The sequence below is a fragment of the Wolbachia endosymbiont (group B) of Rhopobota naevana genome (genome assembly GCF_947250615.1).
GTDB lineage: Bacteria > Pseudomonadota > Alphaproteobacteria > Rickettsiales > Anaplasmataceae > Wolbachia.
The window spans coordinates 625,438-647,889 of sequence record NZ_OX366333.1; the positions used below are offsets into that span (position 1 = coordinate 625,438).

General features: G+C 33.5%; 22 protein-coding genes. 16 read left to right on the forward strand and 6 right to left on the reverse strand.

The genetic code is table 11. The features are described 5' to 3' along the window. Positions 1-20 precede the first annotated feature (20 nt). From OOL01_RS03075 to OOL01_RS03145, 15 genes are all read left to right on the forward strand, one after another. The gene (locus tag OOL01_RS03075; RefSeq protein ID WP_026097201.1) at positions 21-1,025 is read left to right on the forward strand and encodes a major capsid protein; all 1,005 of its coding nucleotides are present in this window, start codon (positions 21-23) and stop codon (positions 1,023-1,025) included. An 85-nt stretch (positions 1,026-1,110) separates the two neighbouring features. Next, positions 1,111-1,416, forward strand: a complete 306-nt coding sequence (locus OOL01_RS03080; protein WP_019236419.1) for a head-tail joining protein — start codon at positions 1,111-1,113, stop codon at positions 1,414-1,416. Between the two features lies 1 nt (position 1,417). Beyond that, a complete protein-coding gene (locus OOL01_RS03085) occupies positions 1,418-1,909 on the forward strand; it encodes a phage tail protein (RefSeq protein WP_019236418.1) in 492 nt (163 codons plus the stop codon). 9 nt (positions 1,910-1,918) lie between these two features. Then, positions 1,919-2,401 (forward strand): hypothetical protein, encoded by a 483-nt coding sequence (locus OOL01_RS03090; protein WP_019236417.1) that lies wholly within the window; start codon positions 1,919-1,921, stop codon positions 2,399-2,401. Continuing rightward, entirely contained in the window at positions 2,388-2,852 is a 465-nt protein-coding gene (locus tag OOL01_RS03095) for a phage baseplate assembly protein V (RefSeq protein WP_019236416.1), read from the forward strand. The genes OOL01_RS03090 and OOL01_RS03095 overlap by 14 nt, the downstream gene beginning before the upstream one ends. After that, positions 2,853-3,107, forward strand: coding sequence for a PAAR domain-containing protein (locus tag OOL01_RS03100; RefSeq protein ID WP_019236415.1), 255 nt, complete (start codon positions 2,853-2,855; stop codon positions 3,105-3,107). Between the two features lie 35 nt (positions 3,108-3,142). After that, positions 3,143-4,174, forward strand: a complete 1,032-nt coding sequence (locus OOL01_RS03105; RefSeq protein WP_264376895.1) for a PDDEXK nuclease domain-containing protein — start codon at positions 3,143-3,145, stop codon at positions 4,172-4,174. Between the two features lie 7 nt (positions 4,175-4,181). After that, a complete protein-coding gene (locus OOL01_RS03110) occupies positions 4,182-4,517 on the forward strand; it encodes a GPW/gp25 family protein (protein WP_264687116.1) in 336 nt (111 codons plus the stop codon). A 2-nt stretch (positions 4,518-4,519) separates the two neighbouring features. Continuing rightward, complete coding sequence (locus tag OOL01_RS03115; RefSeq protein WP_019236412.1) at positions 4,520-5,305, forward strand: baseplate assembly protein; 786 nt, start codon at positions 4,520-4,522, stop codon at positions 5,303-5,305. Further along, positions 5,305-6,465: a phage tail protein gene (locus OOL01_RS03120; RefSeq protein WP_019236411.1), complete on the forward strand. Its 1,161-nt coding sequence runs from the start codon at positions 5,305-5,307 to the stop codon at positions 6,463-6,465. The genes OOL01_RS03115 and OOL01_RS03120 overlap by 1 nt, the downstream gene beginning before the upstream one ends. A gap of 168 nt (positions 6,466-6,633) precedes the next feature. Next, positions 6,634-7,341: an ankyrin repeat domain-containing protein gene (locus OOL01_RS03125; protein WP_264687117.1), complete on the forward strand. Its 708-nt coding sequence runs from the start codon at positions 6,634-6,636 to the stop codon at positions 7,339-7,341. Then, positions 7,342-7,911, forward strand: a complete 570-nt coding sequence (locus OOL01_RS03130) for an ankyrin repeat domain-containing protein (protein ID WP_264687118.1) — start codon at positions 7,342-7,344, stop codon at positions 7,909-7,911. Positions 7,912-7,928: 17 nt separating this feature from the next. After that, positions 7,929-8,351 carry a DUF2924 domain-containing protein gene (locus OOL01_RS03135; protein ID WP_264687119.1) on the forward strand — a complete coding sequence of 141 codons (423 nt, stop codon included), beginning with the start codon at positions 7,929-7,931 and terminating at the stop codon, positions 8,349-8,351. Between the two features lie 2 nt (positions 8,352-8,353). Next, entirely contained in the window at positions 8,354-9,841 is a 1,488-nt protein-coding gene (locus OOL01_RS03140; protein ID WP_264687120.1) for a recombinase family protein, read from the forward strand. 131 nt (positions 9,842-9,972) lie between these two features. Further along, the gene (locus OOL01_RS03145; protein ID WP_010405125.1) at positions 9,973-10,098 is read left to right on the forward strand and encodes a hypothetical protein; all 126 of its coding nucleotides are present in this window, start codon (positions 9,973-9,975) and stop codon (positions 10,096-10,098) included. Between the two features lie 165 nt (positions 10,099-10,263). On the opposite strand, the gene OOL01_RS03150 is transcribed toward OOL01_RS03145, so the two are convergent. Next, positions 10,264-12,195, reverse strand: coding sequence for an ankyrin repeat domain-containing protein (locus OOL01_RS03150; protein ID WP_264687121.1), 1,932 nt, complete (start codon positions 12,193-12,195; stop codon positions 10,264-10,266). A gap of 813 nt (positions 12,196-13,008) precedes the next feature. Between OOL01_RS03150 and OOL01_RS03155 the strand changes: the two genes are divergently transcribed. Beyond that, the gene (locus OOL01_RS03155; protein ID WP_264687122.1) at positions 13,009-14,034 is read left to right on the forward strand and encodes an ankyrin repeat domain-containing protein; all 1,026 of its coding nucleotides are present in this window, start codon (positions 13,009-13,011) and stop codon (positions 14,032-14,034) included. Here OOL01_RS03155 and ubiA read toward each other — a convergent pair. The 5 genes from ubiA to OOL01_RS03180 form a co-directional block, all read right to left on the reverse strand. After that, positions 14,027-14,908, reverse strand: a complete 882-nt coding sequence (ubiA, locus tag OOL01_RS03160; protein WP_264687123.1) for a 4-hydroxybenzoate octaprenyltransferase — start codon at positions 14,906-14,908, stop codon at positions 14,027-14,029. The two genes, OOL01_RS03155 and ubiA, sit on opposite strands and share 8 nt — an antisense overlap. A 3-nt stretch (positions 14,909-14,911) precedes the next feature. Beyond that, positions 14,912-15,262: a ribosome-binding factor A gene (locus OOL01_RS03165; RefSeq protein ID WP_017532600.1), complete on the reverse strand. Its 351-nt coding sequence runs from the start codon at positions 15,260-15,262 to the stop codon at positions 14,912-14,914. A 9-nt stretch (positions 15,263-15,271) separates the two neighbouring features. Further along, on the reverse strand, positions 15,272-17,593 hold the full coding sequence (infB, locus tag OOL01_RS03170; RefSeq protein WP_264687124.1) for a translation initiation factor IF-2: 2,322 nt from the start codon (positions 17,591-17,593) through the stop codon (positions 15,272-15,274). Between the two features lie 7 nt (positions 17,594-17,600). After that, positions 17,601-19,154 (reverse strand): transcription termination factor NusA, encoded by a 1,554-nt coding sequence (nusA, locus tag OOL01_RS03175; protein ID WP_264687125.1) that lies wholly within the window; start codon positions 19,152-19,154, stop codon positions 17,601-17,603. An 87-nt stretch (positions 19,155-19,241) separates the two neighbouring features. Continuing rightward, a complete protein-coding gene (locus tag OOL01_RS03180) occupies positions 19,242-22,316 on the reverse strand; it encodes an efflux RND transporter permease subunit (protein WP_264687126.1) in 3,075 nt (1,024 codons plus the stop codon). Positions 22,317-22,452 lie beyond the last annotated feature (136 nt).

Genomic DNA, 22,452 nt, shown 5'->3' on the forward strand with positions numbered 1-22,452 from the left:
ACAAAAGGGGAAAATAAAAAATGCAAAATCCATTTACAAATACAGCATTTAGCATGACGGCACTAACAAATGCGATGAATATATTGCCGATAAATTATGGACGTGTTGAAAATTTAAATTTGTTTCCAAATAGGTCAGTAAGATTTAGACATATTACCATAGAAGAACATAATGGAGTTTTAAGTTTACTACCAACTCAGTTACCCGGAGCGCCAGCAACAGTAGGAAAAAGAGGAAAAAGAAAGGTAAGAACATTTACGATTCCACATATTCCACATGATGATGTAGTGTTACCAGAGGAAGTACAGGGAATAAGGGCATTTGGATCAGAGAGTGAACTTAAAGCGCTGGCAGATGTAATAACCGATCATTTGCAATTGATGAGAAACAAACATGCAATAACATTAGAGCATTTGCGAATGGGAGCGCTAAAAGGAATAATTTTAGATGCTGATGGGTCAGAATTATTAAATCTGTACAACGAATTTGAAATCACACCAAAAGTAGTAAATTTTGCACTAGGAACTGCAACAACTGATGTAAAACGTAAGTGTCTGGAAGTACTCCGGCATATAGAAGATAATCTAAGTGGTGAATATATGACAGGAGTTCATGCCTTGGTAAGCCCTGAGTTTTTTGATGCACTAACTTCGCATAGTAAAGTGAAAGAAGCATACGAGAGATGGCAAGAAGGAGCAGCGCTAAGGAATGATATGAGATCAGGATTTACGTTTTGTGGAATCACGTTTGAGGAATATAGAGGGCAAGCAACTGATCCTGAAGGAACCGTAAGAAGGTTTATAGAAAGAGATACAGGACACTGTTTTCCAGTAGGAACAGCGAGCACATTTACAACATATTTTGCACCAGCAGATTTTAATGAAACAGTAAATACACTAGGACAGCCACTATATGCAAAACAAGAGCCAAGAAGATTTGATAGAGGGACTGATTTGCATACACAGTCGAACCCTCTACCAATGTGCCACCGCCCGGCAGTTTTGGTCAAGGTCGTTGCAACATAAAAGTACTGATAGAGCAACAAAAAGGCAGTTAGTATTCTATCAGCATATAGCGTACTGATGAAAACTTAATGAATAAAATAGAAGAATGCAAGGGAATATTAAGAGATTATTTAAAGATTGTTTTGCCCATTTAGGAGAAGTGGCTTTGTATAAATCAAAGGATAAGTCATATATGGTACAGGTATTAAAGCAACAGCCAGATAAATTATACGAGATTGGTGAAGGACAATTTGTGGGAGAGATGCTTTTTCTTGAGGTAAGCATTTTTGATATACTGAGGCCAATTGTAGGAGATATTTTTGTTATAGGTGATTGCAAATACAAAATACATACACTACCACTTAGAGATAAATCTGGAATGGTCTGGCGAATCGAAGCGTCTGGGGTGTAAAATGTCTGTGCATATAGAAGTTGAGGTAATAGAAAGTGTAAATGCTAAAAGAAAAAAAATAGAATTAGCAATAGTGAGAGCATTAAACAAAACGGCACTATGGTTAAAAGCGCAAGCAGCTAAGGAAATCAGTAAGGAAAAGAAGATAAAGTTAAGTTTGATAAGAAAGAGATTAAGAATTTTTAAGGCAAAAACTAGCAGATTAGACGTGTTAATTAGATCAAATCTCTATGACATTAGAGCATCGACAATTGGCAAGATACAAAAAACAAGAAGAGGATCGAAAGTAGGAAAGCATGAGTTTATAGGAGGATTTGCAGCAGTTATGCCAAAAGGAAATAGCGGTATGTTTAAACGTGAAGGAAGAGCAGCATTGCCAATAAAGGAAGTTAAATTGTCACTCGAACCTGAGGCTTCAAGGATAATAGGGAATCTTGTTAATTATGAAGTTGAAAAGGTATTTGAAAAATATTTTATACATTACATGAGTTAAATTATATGCATGACAAAGTTCTGGAAAGATTTACATCAAGCAATTTGCAGCACACTGAAGGAAGAAATACCGGCTATACAGACATGTGAAATTTATCCAGCAATAAGGAAAGAACTGTTAGCACCAGCGGTTTTTGTGGAACTTAGCAGTCTTGAAAAAGGACATGATCCAGGAACAGAAGAATTAGCGTTGAAAGCAAGATTTGAAGCACGAATTGTGATTGATAGCACAATAGAAAATGCATCTATTATGGTCAGAACATTAGCTGCTGAGGTTGCGAGAGTAGTAAATAAAAATACTTGGAACGTGAAAAATGTTTCACCAGGAGAATTTATATCAGGAGGAGGAGATGACTTTAGACCAGAGCTCGATGCATATTTAGTGTGGATGGTTGAATGGGTGCATACAATACACGTAGGGCGATCTATTTGGAAAGAAGGAAAATTTATGCCACACAAAATAGAAATCGGTGAAATAAATGTTAGAAAATAATTTTGCAATTTCGGAACTACAGAGGAAACTGGCCAACATTGTTCGTATAGGAGTTGTAAAAGAAATAGATTATGAAAAAGCAAAAGTAAGAGTTAAAATAGGAGATATTGTAACAGATTATCTGCCATGGATAACAAGTAAAGCAGGAAAAGATAGAGATTGGTCTCCGCCAGATATTGATGGACAGGTTATGGTATTTTCTCCTCTTGGTGAACTATCATTAGGAGTGGTGTTAGCAGGAATATATCAGGAAAAATACCATGCACCAGAGAATAAAAAAGAAATAAATAGTATAAAATTTCAAGATGGAACAAAGTTGTCATACGATAAAGATAAACATCATTTAGAGATTGAAGTAGTAGATAAAATAACACTGAAAGCTGGGGGATCGAGAATAGAAATGACAAAAAGTGGAATAAAATTGAAGGCAGATAAAATAAACCTTAATTAAATGAATAAATCGGTTGTGCGAGTAGGAGATCATTGTGCAGAAGCAACACTACATTTTTGCGTTAGTGGCAGTAACAATGTTTTTGTAAATGGTAAGCCAGTTTGCCGAAAAGGAGATAATTTTACAGAAGGTAGAGTATTAACTGAAGGATCAAAAACAGTGTTTGCAAATGGGTTTGGAGTGGGAAGAGTTGGTGATATGGTTTCTTGTGGTTCCAAGGTGATCAGTGGTAGCAGTAACATTTTTTCAGGATAAAATATGCTATACTTATCAAAAATAAAGTTATGAATATGGATATAACTACTAGCCTATTAGGAGACATTAGTAATTTAATAGATAGAGCAAAAAATCATCTTTCTGTTCAATTCAATTCTACTCTAGTATTGTTAAACTGGGAAATTGGCTCTAGAATTGATCAAGATATTCTAAAGCACAAACGTGCAGATTATGGGAAGCAAATCATCTCCCAACTTGCAAAAGAACTTCAGATTAAATATGGACGTGGTTTTGATAGAGCGTCATTATTTCGTATGGTGCAATTTTCTAAATTCTTTTCTGATCAAGAAATTGTCGCGACACTGTCACAACAATTGAGTTGGTCACATTTTGTAGAAATTATTGCAATTTCTGATGAGCTGAAGCGTAATTATTATATAGAAATGTGTCGTATTGAAAGGTGGAGTGTTAGGGCACTACGTAGTAAAATCGATACTATGTTGTATGAACGTACAGCGCTAGCAAAAAAACCTGAAGAGTTTATAAGAAGGAGTATAAAAAATTTACGTGAAGAAAATATGTTAGCACCAGAATTCATTTTTCATGACCCATACTTCCTTAGCTTCATGGAATTGCCATCAAGTTATAGTGAGACTGATCTAGAAAATACAATCTTGGATGAATTGACAAAATTTTTACAAGAGTTTGGAAATGATTTTTGTTTTGTAACACGTCAAAAAAGGATGAGTACTAAAACAACTGACAGGTATTTGGACCTGCTATTTTTTCACAGAGGATTAAAACGCCTTATAGCAATAGAACTAAAAATAGGTCGCTTTGAACCAGCTTATAAAGGACAGATGGAATGGTATTTAAATTGGTTAGATAAAAATGAACGAAAAGCAGGTGAAGAAAAACCGTTAGGGATTATTTTATGTGCTGATAAGGATCAAGAGGATATAGAATATCTTGAACTCGAAGGCTCTAATATTCATGTTGCACAGTATTTAACACAGCTTCCTTCTAAAGAAATTCTTGAAAAGAAGTTGAGAAAGGCTATTTCTATAGCACGTGAAAAACATGCAAGTATTAAGTCAAATCCATGAAAAATATATGAAAGGAATGGATGCTAAAACAGGGAAAGAATTAGAGGGAATAGAGCACTTAAAGCAATCGATAATTGATATACTGACCACTCCTATTAACAGTAGAATAATGAGGAGAGATTATGGGTCAAGATTATTTGAATTAGTAGATAAGCCAATAAATAGAGATTTAACACTTGAGATATATGCAGCAACAGCAGAAGCACTGGGGAAATTTGAGAAGAGATTTAAGTTAGAAAAAGTAAAAATTACAGAAGTAAAAGAAGGGAGAGTAACATTGAATTTAGAAGGTGTCTATCTTTCAGAAGGTAAGTTCATAAATATTAATGGAGTAGTTGTTTAAAAATGCAGCAGCCAAATATTATCGAACCACTGAACTTTGAGGAGATCTTTTCCAGAATGAAAGAAGAGTTAGTAAATCGAGACACAAGTTTTACAGGATTGGTGGAAAGTGATCCAGCAATGAAGGTATTAGAAGTAGCAGCATGGAGAGAGTTGTTACTCAGACAAAGGATAAATGAAGCAGTAAAGAGTAATTTACTGAAATTTGCGACAGGAGAAGATCTTGATAATTTGGCTGAGTTTTATGGAGTAGAGAGGCAGAAAGAAGAAGACGATGTACGATTTAGAAAGAGGGTGAAAGCAAAAATAGTAGGCTGGAGCACATGTGGGAGCAAGGAGTATTATAGGTATCATGCACTGTCGGCAGATAGTAGAGTAAAAGATGCATTAGTAGAATCGCCTATACCAGGGAAAGTACAAATTTCAATCTTATCAACAACAACTGGCATAGTGTCAGAAGAGCTACTTGAAATTGTAAAAAAGCAGGTTACTAGAGATGATATAAGGGTTTTAACTGATACAGTAACAGTAATTGGTTGCAATATTACGGAAATAGATATTCACAGCAGAATGAGCATAAGTCCTGTGATATCGAAGGAGGAAATCAAGAAGCAGTTTATTGAGAAGTTTGAAGCAAGTAGAAGGTTGGGATGGAATGTTACAAAATCATGGATAATAGCGAATCTATTTGTAGATGGTGTAGAAAATGTGGAATTAATCGAGCCAAAAGAGGACGTTGTAGTACTAGGAAATGAGTGCGCTGCATTAAGAAAGTTAAAGGTTGAGTAATGTTATTGCCACCAAATGCAACAAACCAGGAAAAAGCGCTAGTAGATGCGATAGATTATAAGGTTGATCCAAGCTGTATTAGAGGATTTAAATTTAGATTGGAAGAAGAAACATTGCCGTGGATAATAGAAGAATATGGTTTAGAAGAAATACTACGCTGGGTAAAAGACAAAAGAAAAGCTGTAGTAGAAGGAGTGAAATTTCAAAGACTACGTGGAACGCCTGCATCACTTAAAATAGCACTGAAATGGGCGAATATAGAAGACATTACAATTATCGAAGAACCACCTGGCAAGCACTTCTTTGAGCTGCAAATTGGAATAAAGGATGTGCCAAATGACTTTTTCGTTGATGCCGCTATAGAGCTTGCAAAACTATCATTACCAGCAAGATCAAGGCTAATGAGGATTTTCAATGGCCACTATAACATTGATAGGTTTATTTTAGATGAAAGCTTTTTTGGGAATTTGCTATCTGATTATTCTGGAATCAAGATCAAAAAAGAAGGGCCAATACTATCATTTGGAAGAAAAAATTCATTTAAACTAAAAATAGCAAATGCAACTTTCAATTTTAGTACATTTCGAAATCATTATGAGAGAAGTTTTAGCAATGATTTATATCGCCTAGATGTTGCAATACTTGGAGAAACAGAGCCACATACCAAAAACTACAGTGGAATATATGAACGAAATCACATGTGGTACAATTTCAAAGCACTGTACTCTATTTCGCAGAGTTTACTACCACCAATAAAGTTTGCCAAAGCACAGATTGTATTGTCAGATAGCTGGAAATTAGGAGAAATAAATCACTGTTTTCCTCCTTGCTATCAAGAAGAAATAGGAGGCACACTTTTACTTAATAATGATAAACTTTCTGGACAGCTATGGAACTTGGAATGCAAACCAATTTTGGAAAGATTTAATATCAGCTATGAATATGAAGCAAAGAATTTTACTGATCAAAAGGTTGCGAAAGCTAATTTAACAGAATATCACGTAGCTTACGAAAATGATAGAAGTTCAGGACAAGAAGATTCAATACACGAATTAGAAAATTACATTTTAGTATTTTACCCAGGAGTACTGAAATGGCACGAACATCGACATTTGCACAGAAGTTGGAAAAGTAGTCAAGTTGTATCTATAATAAGTTAAGTACTTATATTTAGATCCTCATATATTATATTAATAATAGGTTAAAATGTATGAAATAAAAAGAAAAGGACTTGCTTTCTCATGCTAAAAAGGACATGACTTGAATAGCAGCAGGTAAATATAAGAAATTTGTCTGGCGCTAGAAAAGCTAATTTTGTGAGGTATGAAATGAGTTTTAGCAAGAGTAAGTTTTTTAAAGAAGTATCAAGTAACGGGTTTAAAAACATTAATAAAAGAAATGAAGAAGGAGAGACGATCTTGCATCAAGCAGTAGAAATCTCCAATTACAAAACAGTGAAGTTATTAATAAAAAAAGGGGCAGAGGTAAATGCAAGAGATAAAAAGGGTTATACACCACTACACTGTGCAGTATTTGCAAAAAGTTTAGAAAATGTAAAAGTGCTGCTAAGGTCGGGAGCAGAAGTAAATGCCACTCAATATGTCACTGGATGTACGCCACTCCACTCTGCATGCAAGATGGGAGGAGCAGGAGTTGAAATAATAAAGGAGCTAGTAAAAGCAGGAGCTGAGGTTAATCAACTGAATAAATATGGTGCAACACCAATGTATTACATCTGGGAAAGTGAAAAGTATCGTCTATGTGATAGCAAAGAGAGTGAAGAGGCGAGTAAATTTCTGAGAGAACAAGGAGGAATAACAAAAAGTAGAGAACTGACCTGCTATGGAATAGAGAGGCTAGTGGGAGAAATAGCAGACATGTTGAATGGGAGCTATATGCCGGAGTTAAAAATAATAGAGATAGGAGAAATAAGGAAAAGAGACAAATCACTAATAAAGGAGGAATGTCAAAATTTAGCAAGCAAGATAATAAGCCAAGTGAATGAAATGATTAATGAGACAGACTTAAGGTGGTAAATGGGTGGGGTAACTAAGATGTTCAATTTAAATAAGAGATTGGAAAAATTAAAGAAGAATTCATTTTATGGAATAAATGAAAAAGACGAAGGTGGTGATACAGTATTGCATCTAGCAGCACAATTCTCTGATGAAAAAGTAGTCAAGTTACTGATAGAAAGGGGAGCAGAAATAAATATAGAAAATAATAGCGGAGATACACCGTTACACCTAGCAGCATTTCTGGGAAAGGTAGAAAATATTAAGGCACTGATAAAAGGAGGAGGAGAAGTAAATGCTAAAAATGATGGAGGATATACGGCATTACATTGTGCAAGCATGATGAGCTGTGAAAAAACGGTAAGGGAGCTAATAAAAGCAGGATCAGATGTAAATACTAGAAATTATATAGGAAGGACGCCACTACACGGAGCAGTATTTATGAGGGAGATAAAGAACGTAAGAGCAATATTAGAAGCCAGGGGAGATGTAAATGAGAAAGATGATAAAGGATATACACCGATAGATTTGGCATATATGGGAAATAGCGAAGAGATCATGAGAGAATTAGTAGAAGGTTATGGAAGTTGATTGAGAAAAGGAAGAAAATGGTAGAAAAGGAAGTGTTGTTATTAGAGAGAAAATCGTTATCAGAACTGAGAAAAACGTGGAAGAAGGTATTTGGGGAAGAGGCACCTAAACACTCAAAGAAATATCTGATACCGAGATTAGCGTATAGAATGCAGGAGGAAGCGTATGGAAAAATGTCAAGAAAAGGAGCAAAAAGACTAGAGTATCTAGCAGATCGACTAGAGAAGGGAAAAAGAATAAGTAGTGACAAACTTCCAGTAGCAGGAACAGAGCTAATATTAGAGAGAGGTGAAGAGACACATGCGGTAATGGTAACAGACAAGGGTTTAATCTACCGAGAAGAATTTTTCACATCATTATCAGCAGTAGCCGGGAAAATAATGGGAATGAGCTACAACGGACCTTTATTATTCGGTATGCGTGATAAAAATGAAAATTGAAAATGCTAAAAGAAGTAAGATGTGCGATATATACAAGAAAATCAAATGAAGACGGTCTAGAGCAGAAGTTCAACAGCTTGGACGCGCAACGAGTAGCATGTGAAAAGTATATAAAGAGCAGAGAGGGTTGGGTAGTATTGGCAAAAAGGTACGGTGATGGAGGTTTCTCAGGAAAGAATTTAGAAAGACCAGCAATAAAGGAATTATTTGAAGATGTAAAGGCAGGAGAAGTAGATTGTGTAGTAGTATATACGCTAGATAGATTATCAAGAGAAACAAAAGACAGCATAGAAGTTACATCATTTTTTAGAAGACATAGAGTAAATTTTGTAGCAGTAACGCAGATATTTGACAATAATACGCCAATGGGAAAGTTTGTACAAACGGTATTATCAGGAGCAGCACAGCTAGAAAGAGAGATGATAGTAGAGAGAGTAAAAAATAAAATAGCAACATCAAAAGAGCAGGGGTTATGGATGGGTGGAACTTTACCGCTTGGGTATGATGTAAAAGATAAAGAATTAATAATAAATGAAAAAGAAGCGAAAATAGTAGGGCACATATTTGAAAGATATTTGGAGCTAAAATCAATGGCAGAATTGGCAAGGGAGTTAAATAGTCAAGGATACCGGACAAAATCAGATATCTTTAAAAAAGCGACGGTAAGGAGAATAATAACAAATCCAATATATATGGGAAAAATCAAACATTATGAAAAAGAGTATGAGGGAAAGCATGAAGCAATAATAGAAGAAGAAAAGTGGCAAAAAGCGCAGGAATTGATAAGGAATCAACCATATAGAAAAGCAAAATATGAGGAAGCACTGCTTAGGGGAATAATTAAGTGCAAGAGCTGTGATGTGAATATGACACTGACATATGCAAAAAAGGAGAATAAGAGATATCGATATTACGTATGCAACAATCATTTAAGGGGAAAAGGTTGTGAATCAGAAAACCGAAATGTAATAGCAGGAGAAGTAGAAAAAGAAGTGATGAGGAAAGCGGAGCAGATATATGAAAATTGGAGAGAAAAGACCGAAGAAAAATGGGAAAATTTAAGTTTTGGAAAGCAGAAAGAAGTAGTGAAAAAGTTAATAAAGGGAGTAATGGTTAAGGAAGATGGAATAGAGGTGAGTTTAGAGGATAAGGTGGAATTTATACCAATAAAAAAGAAAGGAAAGAAATGCACAGTAATTGAGCCAGAAGGCAAAACAAACAATGCACTACTGAAAGCAGTGGTAAGGGCTCATCTGTGGAAACGTCAACTGGAGGCAGGAAAATATGCAAGTGTGAAGGAACTGAGCGTTAAAATTAATATAGGTACAAGAAGGGTACAACAAATTTTAAGGTTAAATTACCTAGCTCCAAAAATAAAGGAAGACATAGTAAAGGGAAGACAACCAAGAGGTTTGAAGTTAGCTGATTTAAGAGAAATACCAATGTTATGGAGTGAACAATTAGAGAAGTTTTACGGCTCAGCGTCGTAACGTTTATAAAAACAACATGAAAAAACATCGAAAAAAGTATGTGCCAGAAAATTAAAAAAGGTTATTGCAAAAGGAGCTACTACAAAGGGCCACACAAAAAGATGTTGAAATTGATATAGAAGAGCAAATAAATGTTACAAAATCAACTATGTAAAAATATCAATACAAGTGATGAAGATTTTAGCATATTAGGTGCAACAATGGTAGAAAATGATCCAATTTTAGCTGCATATTTTAATAGTAGACCTGGAGTGTAAAAGGCATCTCAGCCAATTGTATGTTCCATATCCTCATTTTGTAGCCAGCTTAAAAACAATATAAAAGAGTATTCTTAGAAGACATTGGTACGAACTCCTTAATCTATAAATTACAGTAGTTTATATTTAAATAATAATCTTCAACTTTTTAGCAAATTAATCTACCTAGAAACTTCTCCCCCTAGAATCAGAAGTCCTTCTTAACTCTTCACGTTCTGTCCATTTGTTGTTAGACTCGCTTATTACTTCAGGATGCATTAATCCACCGGATCTAGCAAAAACACCTCGGTCTATAGCTTCAATAACCGATAAACCTCCCAATAAGCAATTTTGCCCTATTTCTTCATTACTTGCTATTTCTTCAAATAGATCTTCATCGCTCACTTCTACTCTTATCAATTTTTTATTGTTCTCATCAGGATATAATCTAACTTCTAATTCTCCCAAACTAGTATAGAAAGTTAATACTATACTGCTGCCTTCCGTAAGATCTGTGTAATTCCTTATGCCATCTTCAGTTTTAATTTCTACTTCACTATTGCCGATCTTTACTATATTTCTTCCACACTTTACATCTCCATGGGTTAGTCCTAAATCCCTTGTTCCATCTGTAATCTGCGCAACATCTATTATACTGTCTTCTGAATATTCTAAGTAAAAAGTAGCGTTATCCATTTTTGCACAATTTAACTTGCCGTTGGTCGCATTTTTTGCGATTTTCAGAAATTTATGAGTATGATCAACACACTGTTCATGAGCTTTTATCATATTAGCTTTGTGCTCTTTAAACTCCAGTTCTATTTCATCAATAACGTTTAAACTATTCCAGTCACTTAACCTTGCTCCTTTTGATATTAATGTACATACTATATTGCTAGCAACTTCATGGTTTTTTTCTAGTTGGCCAATTCTTTCTAGTATGTAATCTGTGAAACACTGACCTCCATCTTTAGTAAGATTCAATCCCACTCCAGACATGATAGCCTTATCGACAACTTTCTGTAATTCAGCTATGTTTGCAGCTTTTGGTATTTCACTTACAAACTGATTTAGTTGCCTTAGTTGATCTGTTAAACAAATGTCCAATAAACATTGATGTGGTACATAAGTTTCCTCTGTCTCTTGCTCAGTTACCATTAATTGTGATTGAGTTGCCGAGAGTAAATTTATCACTTCAGTATACATATAATCTTTAAGTATTTCTAAATTATTTTCTTCATCCCTAATACTCAAAATCATCTTTAAATCTTCATTGTTTTTATTTTTATCTAAGAACTTTTTCAGGTCCTCAACACCTTGAACGTTATATTTGGAAGAACCATTCTCAAGTTTAGATGTACCTTCAATTAGCTTGTTTAATTCTTCATACAATTTCTTTTGCTCTAAATTAAAGAAGCACTCTGCAACATCCAAAGTACCTTTATCAATTGCAATTTGTAGAGGAGTTTTTCCATTATTGTCCTTTATATTCAAATCAGCTCCATAGCTTACAAGAGAATCCACATATTTCTTTTCAACAGGATAAGTAGCAGCATAGTAATGTAGAGGTGTTTTTCCCTTATAATCTTGTATATTTGGTTCAGCTCCTGCTTTTAAGAGACAATCCACTAAAGTACAACTATCAAATGAATTTAGGATTGTTGGAAGTATATGTAACAGTGTTAACTCTGACGCCCCTACTTTAAGATCGAGAACAGTTTTTAGATCTGGATTACTCTTAGTTTTCTGTAAAAATTGTTGGAGTGTTGAAGTATCACGACTATTAATAATATGAAATAACTTTTGAATTAACTTCTCCTGATTCTTTGTTAATTCTGATCTATGCGCTTTAATAACCCATTCTTTTTCTAATAAGCTCCAATTACTTGTATTATCCATTAAGTTCATATTAATCCAAAATAAACTTTGTTTAATGAGTTCGTAGTAGTCATCTTTACTACTTGTTGGTAATTGAGTTATTTCTAATTCCTGGTCATCTGTGCTTGGCCATCTTTGCCCAGTGCTTGATTTCCATTTCGGTTCCTGCTCATTTGTTTGATCACTTTGCCGATTGGTAAGTTTTATAATATGTTCTACAAATTCTTTAGTCTCAACCACAGCTACCCCCCTAATTCTAAATATAGGATATATTATGTATAATATATAATATTGGTCAAGCTAATTTCAACATAATATTTTTACTACTCATATTTTTGTTAAGTTTTTATGGTGAGTACTACTACTAGGTTAAAAGTTGTTTATTACTGGAAGTTTTAGCCAGTTTTACTATAGATCAAAAAAATTGAGAACACCAGCTATATTTAATATATAGGAATATGATGCTTTAAAGGAGTACGGAAACTGCTGAAGTTTTTTTACAACAAACTTGTGCAGAGCAACTTCAGCAGAATAAACAAACACATGCCAGTATTAGTAGAGAATTATTTATAAGTCAACTAGCTTTTTTAAAAATATTTTAGTGAGGATACCATGCTAGCTAGTGTTATAAAGAATTGAATTATTGACTTTCTCCAAAAACATAAAAAACATCGTATATTTGTGAGAACAAGCAGCGTAAAAATAAGGTTATAAAAATAGAAGATTTAAATTATTTCAATAAGCTTAGGCAAAACAGTTCGTATGTAGATATGGATGAAATGGGCTAATATGGCTAGTTTTAGCGTATAATGAAATCACCATATTAAAAAGTTCGTATGGATCACGTGGTAGACCATAAGATCCAAAAACAAACACTTCTCACATTTGCTGGTTTTTGTTGCTGAAAGTAGATATATCGTTTAAATTCTTAACAAGAAGATATATTAAATTAATAATAATTTATTTAGGAATAGTAAAGAAAAGTCAAGCAAACTTATTGACATTTATTATTAATATATTAATACTAAATATTAATCATTTTAGAGGTAATTTATGCCACAACTAGAAGAAACGAAATCAACAGAACTTTTGGATGCTGTTAGAAAACGAGATATGAAGGAATTTGTGAGATTGATAAAAGCTGGAGCAGATATTAATGCAAAAGATAAGGATGAACGAACTCCTTTGCATCATGCTGCTCAAAGATTATCTACAGAGGAAGTAAAAGTTCTAATAGAAGCTGGAGCTGATGTGAATTCAGTAGACAGATGTGGATGGACTCCTTTGATTACTTCTATTATGTGTTTCTATGGAGAATTTACAGATATAATAAAAGTTCTAATAGACTTAGGAGCAGATATTAATGCAAAAGATAAGAGTAAAAAAACTCCTTTGCATTGGGCTACTGAAATGGGCTTTACAGATATTTGTGAGGTTATACTAAATCACATAGCAAGACTAGAAGTTGCTGGCTTATATGTAAGTGAGGAAAATTTACAAAAGAAAAATGAATTTATAACCACTTCAACCGAGAGGTATAACAATTATTTACAGCATCTTAAAAATTGTGAAGAAGAAGTTAAAAAGATTAAAGAAAGAAATAAGTCACTATATGACTTTTTGAGGGAAAATGACGTTAATAAAATGGCTGGCATATGGGAGCAAAATGAAAACGTACGTAATGAATTTGATAATGAAGAGAATTTAAAAAAGCTATATCCAGAATATGCACATATTTTAATTAATAAGGCTGATGAATTGAAAAAAGAAATTTTCCTTCATAACCATAGACCATTGATTGATGTTTTATCAGAAAATTATAAAGGAGATTTTCAAAAAATGTCATTTGCTGGCATAAAAAACTCTCTTATGTTTCATAATAATGATTATAGTTATATTCAACAAGAAACGGGAGTAACTTTGATTAATTGTTTAGATTTTGAAGATGTGAAAGAAAGGCATGTGCCTAAGCTTAAAGTAAGGGTATTTGCAGAAATGATTCAAAACAAAGGTATAAATAGTAATATTGAGTTTTCAAGCACTGAACAAACTCAAGGAGCTAGTCAGTCTCTTAATTAAAGAGGGATACAAAAGTAGAATTTAGAATTCTATCTAAAAGGATACCGAAAAAGAGCAGGAGTCCTATCTGGGAATTATTTTTAAATATGGACATGCATTGATTAGAATCGTCTGGATTGAAATTTTTGTGTTGGTGGTGAAATATGAATCCTATGGCAAGTAAAGCAATATAAAAGATGTTATTTAATGATGATAGTATACCAGCGTACAACCATGCCATTAAGGATATTAAATAAAATCTTTTCAACCAAGATTTTGTTGTATTGCCAAAATATAATGCAGTAGATTTCATTCCTAATTTCTCATCATCTTTTTTATCTTGATGAGCGTATATAGTATCATAACTAAGCGTCCAAAAGACGCATCCTATATAAAATAGCAAGGATTCTATGCTAATCTGGTTTGTTATTGCTGCTGAACCCATGAGTGATCCCATGTTGAAAGTAAACCCTAAAAACAATTGTGGCCACCAAACGTAACGCTTTAGCAAGGGGTAGATAACTATCATGCACATTGAAATTATTCCAAGTATAAGAGTAGTTTTATTGGTTAATAATAAGATTACCAGGGCAATAGACAGTAACAGTGAAAGTAAAGCCAAAGCCTGCTTTATGTTTAATGCACCACTTGCAAGTGGCCTATATTTTGTTCGTTCAACGTGCGCATCTATTTCTCTATCGAAGATATCATTGATTATGCACCCTGCGGGTCTCATTAAAAATGCACCTATAGTAAACAAAACAAGGAGAAAAAGAGCCTGATACGATAGAGAAGTTGAGGCTAAAAGAATGCCGCTTAAGCTAGAAAATAGCACAAGCCATAAACCTGTTAAACTGTGTATTCTCATTAATGAGAAATAATGGTTGAAATACATTAATTAAGTGTGATTATGTAATATTTTGCTTACATTGACAAAATTATCGAATGCTAAATCAGGCTTAAAAACTAACTCAGGTATAAATCGCAAATCAACATAACACAATATAGATTTACGTATTGACCATGCAGATTGGTTCATTTCATTAACAACAGTGCTGATATCATCATTATCATTTTGGGTGTTTAATGAAGATAACACAATATATACATCTGCTTTCTTCAAATCTTTGCTTAGCTTTACATCAGATACTACTACTTTTTCATTAAGAACATTACCTTCCATTAAGACTTTTGATATTGCCCTGTGTAATACCGATGCTACTTTTAGGTTTCTAATTTCCTTTTTCATATTCAACTACTATAACGTCCTTTCTTCTTGCACTAATTGATAAGCTTCCAAAATGTCTCCAACTTTAATATCGATATTACCCTCTAGCGATATTCCGCATTCAAAATTTACACCCACTTCTTTAACATCATCTTTAAATCTACGTAGTGCTTTTAACTTTCCTTCATGCACCAATTTGCTGCCACGTACTACCTTAATTAAAGAATCTTTTTTTATAACTCCATCAGTGACATAACATCCGATTATATTACCGGCTTTGGATGCATTAAATATTTGCCTTACAGATGCAGAACCAACACGAACCTCTCGTGTAACAGGCTTTAACATTTTAGTTAGATACATCCTCATGTCTTCAATAAGCTCATATATTATATTGTAAGTATGTATTTCTATACCTTTTTGTTTTGCTAATTCTCTTATTTTTGAATCCACTTTTACATTAAAAGCTAAAATTACTGCGCTTGATGCTTCTGCAAGCAGCACATCTGAATCTGTTACTCCTCCTACTGCTTTGTGTAGAATATTTAATTTCACTTGCTCTTTACCAAGCTTATCAATTGAGCTTGATATTGCTTCAATAGAACCAGTGACATCGCACTTTAAAACTACAGATAGTTCTTCTGTTTCACTATCATTACGACTGAATGTATCTAAATTACTGTCGTCTAAATCTTCTTGCTTTTTCTTGATTAATTCTAACCTGTATTCAACAATTTCACGAGCCTGCCTTTCAGAGTTTACAACAACAAATTTATCTCCAGCATTTGGTACACCATTTAAACCAGTAACTTCAACTGGAGTAGAAGGTAGTGCCGCTTTTTCTCTTTGACCAAGGTGATTAACCATACTGCGTACTTTGCTGTATGTTGTACCAACTACCAATATGTCACCAATCTTTAATGTCCCTTCTTCAACTATTAATGTAGCTGATATTCCTTTAGCTTTATCTATTTTGGACTCTATTACCCATCCAAGTGCTCGACAATCCTCTATTCCTTCTAGCGTCATTAATTCAGCAATTAATAAAATTGCCTCTTCTAGTTTATCTAAGTTGATTTTCTTTTTTGCTGATACTGGCACAATTATAACATCACCACCAAGTTCTTCGGGGATGAGGTCATACTGAGGCAAACTATTAATTATTCTTTCTACATCGCCAGGTTGTGATTTATCAATTTTATTAATGGCAACTATAATAGAGACATTTGCTGCTTTTGCATGGTTTATTGCTTCAACTGTTTGTTTCATGATTCCATCATCAGCTGCAACTACTATCACAACTATATTAGTAATATTGGCACCACGTGCACGCATTGCAGTAAACGCCTCATGCCCTGGTGTATCAATGAAAGTAATTTTTTGCTTATTTTTTGTCGTTAATTGATAAGCACCTATATGTTGAGTGATGCCACCTGACTCTCTTTCTGCAACATTGGATTCACGAAATGCATCAAGCAATGATGTTTTACCATGATCCACATGTCCCATAAAAGTAACGATAGGTGGTTTTGGTCTTTTAGGTAAGTTTTCTCTGTTGCTTATGAAGAGTAAATTCTTTTCTTTATCAGCATCACTTACTCGTTTAGCCGTATGATTAAATTTTTTTGCTATTTCGCATGCTATATCTGGATCTACTAGATCATCTACTCTATAGCTCTCCCCAACTTCTTCTTTGAGCATTTTTAGCACACTCTTGCTATCTTCTGCCATACGAATAGATAACTCCCTGATAGTTATTTTGTCTGGTATAATAACTTCTCTTGCTATATTTTTACCCTTAGTAAACTTTGATTGTTTACTTCTTATACCAAATTTTTTCTTAAATACAGGGAGGTGTTCATTTCTTTCATCTATTGCCTGTGTAATTACTAGCTTAGAATGCTTAGAGTATATATCTTTGCTAGCTTTAAAAGACTTTTTATCATTGTTCTCATATTCAATACTATCTTCTTTTTGTTCAACTGAGTTAGTATTACTTAAAACTTCCTTATTTATTTCTTTAGGTACAGAGTGTGATTCATTTTTATCTTCAGCTTCTTGATTGCTTTCTTCTTTTTTTATTTTCTCTTCTTGTTCTCTCTGATTCCTTTCTTTCAGCAAAGTAGCATTCTGTACAGCATTAATGCGGGAAATTTGTTCTTTTTCAGTTAAAGAGCCTAATTTACTCTCGTCAAATAAACTATATTCTTCTGCAGAATGAATTTTTCTTCTTTTTTTTACTATTGTAGTACCAGTACTTTGACTATCTAAAGAGTTTAAATTAATGTCTAATTTAAGCTTGCTTAAGCCTTGTAGGGTTAATTTTTTATTACTGATATCTTCATTATTCATATTGTTTTTATATTAATCCAAGCTTTTTACGTGCTTCTATGATTATTAAATCTGCTGTATCTTTTAGATTGTCTTTATTATTAGTTGAGGAAGAGAGTATGCTATAAAACTCATAATTTGATAAATCTGCTATGTCCTCTAAAGTTTTAATATTATGTTTACTAAGAGCAATTTTATTATCTATTGATAAGGCTAAGTTGATTACATCGTCTTCCATACCTAAATTTTTTAGCTCTTCTATTTTTCTATCATTCTCTGCTTTCAGGTAATTATTTGCTCTATTATGAAGTTCATTTGCAATATCTTCATTGAAGCCCTCTATTGAAGCAAGTTCCTTAATTGAAGTGTTAGATATATCTTCTACACTTGAAAAACCTTCTGTTACCAATAATTGGCCCATAATCTCTTCTAAGTTTAAAGCTTCAGCAAATAAAACTGAACATTGACTAAATTCTTTGTTTCTTCTTTCTGATTCTTGCTGAGTGCTTAATATCTCAATTTTCCATCCAACAAGCTCTGAAGCTAATCTTACATTCTGACCCTTTTTTCCTATAGCTAAACTCAATTGATCTTCAGCAACTATTAACTCTATACAATTTTCATTTTCGTCAATAATGACCTTTGATACTTCTGCAGGAGTAATGGCTTTAATAACAAATTGACCCAAATCTGATGAGTAATGTATGACGTCGATTTTTTCACCGTTTAATTCGTGTATAATAGTTTTTATTCTATCTCCTTTAACTCCAACGCAAGCACCTACTGGATCGATATTCTTATCAGATGAAAAAACAGCAACTTTAGATCTTGAACCAGCGTCTCTAGCTATACCTTTAATTGTTATCAATCCGTCAGCAACTTCTGGTACTTCTTGATTCAACAATGCCTCTAAAAAGCCTTCATGAGTCCTAGAAAGAATGATTTGACGTCCATCGTCAGAGCGCTTAACAGCCTGTATGTAAGCTTTAACCTTATCGCCTTCACGAAATGACTCACCACCAATTAAGTTTCGTAAAGGGAGGTATGCTCCAATTCCGTTTATGTCTATAATAAGATCTGAATATTCTACTTGTTTAACGATGCCATACCTCATTTCTCCTACCTTATCTTTAAATTCCTCATATTGCTTTTTTAACTCTTCATTTTTGATTATTTCAGAAATCTTTTGCTGGGCAATTCTTGCTGAAACAAGATCAGTGTTAAGAGAAATCAACTCACTAATAGTATCTCCAACTTTTGCATCTTCTTTTATTAACTTAGCTTGTGTCAACTTAATTAAGTCACACTCATTTTCATTTGATTCATCATTAATGACTTTTAGTTGTCTATATGAGGTAACTTTGCCTGTGTTTCTATCTATATTAACTACAATTTTACTTTTGCTACCATACTTTTGTTGAGCTACTGCTTCGATAGCACTTTTAAGTGCATTTATTATAATATTAAAATCCAAACCTTTTTGAAGTGAGAGCTCTCCCGCTGTTTTTATTACATCAAGGCTCCCAACTATGTTATTCTTGTTGCTTTTCTGCTTAACACTGCTTTTACGATTAGCAATCATATAAATAAATCCAATTTAATTAGTTATAATTATAGCTTCAACAGGTAAAGAACGCTATCTTAAATGTTAAATGATTGCTAATTTAAGTCAAGTTTTTTCATGTCTTTGTATGACAAGCAACGCCGGAGTAAAGAGTAAAGTTAAGACCGTTGCAGCCAATATTCCACTTGCTATGGTTGCTGAAATATCAACCCACCACTGGCTTGATGGAGCATCATATGTGATTTGTAGCGTAAAAAAACTGATATTTAACCTAGTAATCATAGGTATTAAACCAAGAACTGTAGTTGCAACGGTAAGTAGTATTGGCCTGATGCGAGAAATTGAAGCGTTTATTATACATTGCTTAATGTTATTTTTGCGCACCTTAATTTGCTGATGAAAGGCATCAAGCAATAGTATATTATTATTCACTATAATTCCTGCTAAAGCAATTATCCCCACTCCACACATGACAACTACAAAAACTTTCTGAATAAGAAAGAAAATGAAAAATACACATGTTGTTGATAAAAACACTGCTGTCATTACGATAAATGTATAGTATATGTTGTTAAACTGTGCCACTAGCACCAATATCATCAATGTAATTGCTAATATAAAAGCCTTTAATAAAAATGCTCCTGATTTTTGTTGATCTTCCTTATCACCTTTGAAATCAATCTTTACTCCTTTACTACAGTCTTGAGTAATCGAATTTTGAATGAACTTAACTCTTTCATCAACAAGATAGCCAGTATCAACGTCAGCAGAGATTGTTACTGTGCGTGATCCATCAATCCTACTTAGTTTATTTGCCTTTTTTTCGGGAACGTATTTCACTATGCTACTCATAGAATATGGTCCATTTGCTGTATTAATAAAAAGGTTATCTATAGTTTTCATGTTGCGATTCTTTCTGGGAAAGCGTAGTACAATATCAATTTCTTCATCTGCGTTATTTGGTCTATATTTTCCAATTAATACTCCATTTGTAACCATTTTTATAAAATCACCGATGGTTGCAACACTTACTCCAGAGCTTGTAGCCTTACTCTTATCAATACTCATATTCCACTCTATTTCAGGTGCTGATCTACTATCTTGAATATTTATAAATCCAGATGAAGGTTGGTCCATAATTTTTAGGATTTTCTCTGCTACTGAATTCAAGTTGGATGCACTTCCGCTTAAGTTAATTTGTATTGGCTTGTCAGCTGATGGTCCTGACTTTTGTTCCTGTACATCAATTATTACTCCTTTTATGTTTTGTACACTACTCCTTATATCATTTAGTATTTGCGTAGCTTTGCGCCTGCAGCGCCAATCTACAAGTTCCAATTGAATTTTGGCAATAACGTTGTCTGAAAATTTTCCTGATCGAGCATAAAAAACATAAATTTCCTTTTCAACACCCAAAATACGTTCTTCTACTTTCTTAAGTATCAAATCTCGTTCTTTGGCTGATAAGCTTTCTTTTACTTTAACGCTGATTAAAATGTTATCTGAATCTACATTCGGAAAGAACTTTAATCCAGGACCAAAAGTAAAATATAATATACTAGACAAAAATAAAACAAACACAACAACACATACAAATTTTTTGGGGTGATCTAAGACTTTCTCTAACATACGTACATAAGTTCTTATTATAAGCCCAGTATTTTTTATCTCACCACTTTCTATAGCACTCATTCTTATTATTTCTTTTTTTGAAGTTATGGAAGGTTTACCAAATATTGCACCAAGTGTTGGTATAAAAACCAAAGCCATAATTAGCGATCCAGTTAAAGTTAGAATTATTGTAATTGGTATGTACTGCATAAATTTACCGACTGTATCGGGCCAGAGTAACAGAGGGAAAAACACTGCTAATTTAGTCAATGTTGATGATAAAACTGGATAGAACATATCATGAACTGAGGTGCAAAAGGCTTCTACTTTATCCATGCCACAAATCATCTTTCTATCAGCATATTCGCTGATTACAATTGCATCATCAACCAGCATGCCAACTGCCATAATTAAACTGAAGAGCACAACTATATTTAGAGTAATACCCATGAGGTAAAGAGCCATTATTCCTATTAGAAAGGAGCCAGGTATTGATAGTGCAACAAGAATAGCAGCCCTTGTTCCCATAAAGAGCATTATTATGGTTAATATTAGTAATACGGCAAATATTATACCATTTTCCAAGTCGTCAAGCACATCACGTACATTTTTTGACTGGTCATTCAAATAAACTACTTTTAAATTTTCAGGTAATTGATCTTTTGCTTTGTCCATTAAGTATTTTACTTGATTTACCGTGTCTATTATGTTTTTTCCATTACGTTTTGAAATTTCTAGTACAATGCTAGGTAGTCCATTAATACGAGCAAATCCTTGGTGATCCTCAAACCCAAGGTATACTTTTGCTATATCTTTGATTCTCAAAACTGCATCACTTTGAGATCTAATAGGAATATTCATAATATCTTCTATGTCTTTTAATAACCCTGATATTTTAATCGAATATTTACCGGTATCATTTTCTAGTGATCCGGCTCCTACCAATCTGTTGTTGTTTGATATAGCTTGAAATATCTCATTTGATTGAATGTTATATTTTGTTAGAACTGTGGGCTCAATTATAACTTCCACTGTTTCTTTACGCATACCTGCTACTTCAACTTTAAGAACATTTGGCAGAGATTCTATTTCTTTCTTTAGTTTGCGTGCTATTTCAGTTAAAGTTCTTTCCGGCAAATTACCAATCAAGCCAACGTTTAGTATCGGAAATAAGCTCAAGTCTATTTCATTGATTATCGGAGATTCTGCTTCAATAGGTAATTTTGATTTTATGTTTAAAAGCTTTGAACGGACATTATCGAGCACTTCTTTATTATTATACTCTGTTCTAAATTCGATTATCATGTGAGCACCATCATTAGTTGCAAAAGCTCTCAATTCTTTTACACCTTCGATGGATCTTAGTTCATTTTCTATAGGAAGCACTAATAGCTTTTCACTATCCTCGACAGAAATACCAGGAAACCCGACAAATACACTAATTATAGGAATCTGTATATCAGGATTGCTTTCTCTTGGCATCTTTATATAAGTGTATGAGCCGAAGGTAAAAATCACGATAAGCAATAATATTACTGTTCTATTCCTCTCTACAAGTAAGCTTTTCATGCCAAACATTATACGTATTTATATCATATTATAGCTAAGATAAATTATATATTAATTAATCCTCATATAGCTTTATGTAAATGATTAAAATTTTTACAATTTTGCAAGCGTAAGAAAATTTCTATATAATATGACT

What these genes read in the sequence shown, in the direction of transcription:
- OOL01_RS03140 (WP_264687120.1), top strand. Translation starts at nt 8,354, where the DNA reads ATGCTAAAAGAAGTAAGATGTGCGATATATACAAGAAAATCAAATGAA.
- infB (WP_264687124.1), bottom strand. Translation starts at nt 17,593, where the DNA reads ATGAATAATGAAGATATCAGTAATAAAAAATTAACCCTACAAGGCTTA.
- OOL01_RS03165 (WP_017532600.1), bottom strand. Translation starts at nt 15,262, where the DNA reads ATGAAAAAGGAAATTAGAAACCTAAAAGTAGCATCGGTATTACACAGG.
- OOL01_RS03075 (WP_026097201.1), top strand. Translation starts at nt 21, where the DNA reads ATGCAAAATCCATTTACAAATACAGCATTTAGCATGACGGCACTAACA.
- OOL01_RS03085 (WP_019236418.1), top strand. Translation starts at nt 1,418, where the DNA reads ATGTCTGTGCATATAGAAGTTGAGGTAATAGAAAGTGTAAATGCTAAA.
- OOL01_RS03120 (WP_019236411.1), top strand. Translation starts at nt 5,305, where the DNA reads ATGTTATTGCCACCAAATGCAACAAACCAGGAAAAAGCGCTAGTAGAT.
- OOL01_RS03145 (WP_010405125.1), top strand. Translation starts at nt 9,973, where the DNA reads ATGTTACAAAATCAACTATGTAAAAATATCAATACAAGTGATGAAGAT.
- OOL01_RS03105 (WP_264376895.1), top strand. Translation starts at nt 3,143, where the DNA reads ATGGATATAACTACTAGCCTATTAGGAGACATTAGTAATTTAATAGAT.
- OOL01_RS03125 (WP_264687117.1), top strand. Translation starts at nt 6,634, where the DNA reads ATGAGTTTTAGCAAGAGTAAGTTTTTTAAAGAAGTATCAAGTAACGGG.
- OOL01_RS03155 (WP_264687122.1), top strand. Translation starts at nt 13,009, where the DNA reads ATGCCACAACTAGAAGAAACGAAATCAACAGAACTTTTGGATGCTGTT.
- OOL01_RS03095 (WP_019236416.1), top strand. Translation starts at nt 2,388, where the DNA reads ATGTTAGAAAATAATTTTGCAATTTCGGAACTACAGAGGAAACTGGCC.
- OOL01_RS03080 (WP_019236419.1), top strand. Translation starts at nt 1,111, where the DNA reads ATGCAAGGGAATATTAAGAGATTATTTAAAGATTGTTTTGCCCATTTA.
- ubiA (WP_264687123.1), bottom strand. Translation starts at nt 14,908, where the DNA reads ATGTATTTCAACCATTATTTCTCATTAATGAGAATACACAGTTTAACA.
- OOL01_RS03180 (WP_264687126.1), bottom strand. Translation starts at nt 22,316, where the DNA reads ATGAAAAGCTTACTTGTAGAGAGGAATAGAACAGTAATATTATTGCTT.
- OOL01_RS03115 (WP_019236412.1), top strand. Translation starts at nt 4,520, where the DNA reads ATGCAGCAGCCAAATATTATCGAACCACTGAACTTTGAGGAGATCTTT.
- OOL01_RS03135 (WP_264687119.1), top strand. Translation starts at nt 7,929, where the DNA reads ATGGTAGAAAAGGAAGTGTTGTTATTAGAGAGAAAATCGTTATCAGAA.
- OOL01_RS03110 (WP_264687116.1), top strand. Translation starts at nt 4,182, where the DNA reads ATGAAAGGAATGGATGCTAAAACAGGGAAAGAATTAGAGGGAATAGAG.
- OOL01_RS03090 (WP_019236417.1), top strand. Translation starts at nt 1,919, where the DNA reads ATGACAAAGTTCTGGAAAGATTTACATCAAGCAATTTGCAGCACACTG.
- OOL01_RS03130 (WP_264687118.1), top strand. Translation starts at nt 7,342, where the DNA reads ATGGGTGGGGTAACTAAGATGTTCAATTTAAATAAGAGATTGGAAAAA.
- OOL01_RS03100 (WP_019236415.1), top strand. Translation starts at nt 2,853, where the DNA reads ATGAATAAATCGGTTGTGCGAGTAGGAGATCATTGTGCAGAAGCAACA.
- nusA (WP_264687125.1), bottom strand. Translation starts at nt 19,154, where the DNA reads ATGATTGCTAATCGTAAAAGCAGTGTTAAGCAGAAAAGCAACAAGAAT.